This window comes from Aerococcus sp. L_32, assembly GCF_050689315.1.
Window position 1 is genome coordinate 1 of the sequence record NZ_JBOEQF010000463.1, and the last position, 1,478, is coordinate 1,478.

Annotated in this window: 1 protein-coding gene; it reads left to right on the forward strand. The window is 39.8% G+C overall.

Annotated features, from left to right (window positions below; genetic code table 11):
- Nucleotides 1–187 precede the first annotated feature (187 nt).
- Nucleotides 188–1,282, forward strand: coding sequence for a redox-regulated ATPase YchF (gene ychF / locus ACRCJ0_RS13905; RefSeq protein ID WP_059134986.1), 1,095 nt, complete (start codon nt 188–190; stop codon nt 1,280–1,282).
- Nucleotides 1,283–1,478: the final 196 nt, after the last annotated feature.

Sequence of the window (1,478 nt, forward strand, 5' to 3'; positions counted from 1 at the left end):
GTCATGATGCCACGCCGTGAATTTGAAAAGAAAATGAAGAAAATCATTAAACCAGCAGACAATAACTAGGGGTTAATACCCGTTTTGCCTATATTGGTCTAATGTGTTCGAGTTTTCAATCATCAAAATGACTTAAATGATAGAAATAAAGAAAAAATATCCTTAATAAAGAAAGTAGCGTGAAGAAATGGCCTTAACTGCCGGAATCGTAGGATTACCAAATGTTGGAAAATCTACCTTATTTAATGCAATCACAAAATCTCAAGTAGAAGCTGCAAACTATCCCTTTGCAACAATCGACCCGAATGTGGGAGTTGTAGAGGTACCAGATAGCCGTCTACAAACACTTACTGAATTCTACGTACCAAAGAAAACTGTCCCAACAACTTTTGAATTTACGGATATTGCCGGAATTGTTAAAGGGGCAAGCAAGGGTGAAGGTTTAGGAAATAAATTCTTAGCCAACATTCGTGAAGTAGATGCGATTGTCCACGTGGTTCGTTGCTTTGAAGATGGGAATATCACCCACGTTTCTGGAAAAGTAGATCCAGCTGACGATATTGAAACAATTAACCTAGAGTTAATCTTATCTGACTTAGAAACAGTCAATAAACGCTACGAAAAAGCAGTTAAAATGGCTAAATCAAAAGACCATGATGCAATCGTTGAAGCCAACGCTTTAGCTAAGGTAAAAGAAGTGCTTGAAGCTGGTAAATCAGCTCGAACAGTGACTTTTACTGAAGAAGAACAGCCGTTTATTGACCGCATGTTCCTTTTGACAACAAAACCAATCTTATACGTAGCGAACGTAAGCGAGGATGATGCAGCAACTGGGAATGACTATGTTGAAATCGTACGCGGCATTGCTAATGAAGAGGATGCTGAAGTGGTAATTGTTTCAGCGCAAATCGAAGAAGAATTGGCATCATTGGACGATGAAGACCGTGAAATGTTCATGGAAGACTTGGGGATGGAAGTGTCTGGATTAGATCGTTTAATCCAACGCGCTTACACTCTATTAGGTCTTGAAACTTACTTTACTGCCGGTGAACAAGAAGTACGTGCTTGGACCTTCAAGAAGGGCATGAAAGCCCCACAAGCAGCGGGTGTCATTCACTCAGACTTTGAAAAAGGCTTTATCCGTGCAGAAACTTTATCTTATGAAGATTTACTGACTTATGGTAGTGAAAAAGCTGCCAAAGAAGCAGGTCGCTACCGTTCTGAAGGTAAGGACTACGTTGTGAAAGACGGCGATATCTTACTATTTAGATTTAACGTTTAAGATCATTCAGGCAAAAGGAGATTTGACCAACAATGGCATTAGGAAATGAGAAAAAATCGAGAGCTGAAATTCAAGCTGAACGTGAAGCGGCTGAAAAAGCAGCCCACCAACGCATCAAAGACGAACGCGAAGGCCTATACGCAGGTTTAACCAAACGTAACCAAGAATTTATGATCAAATTTATGAATGAAATCAA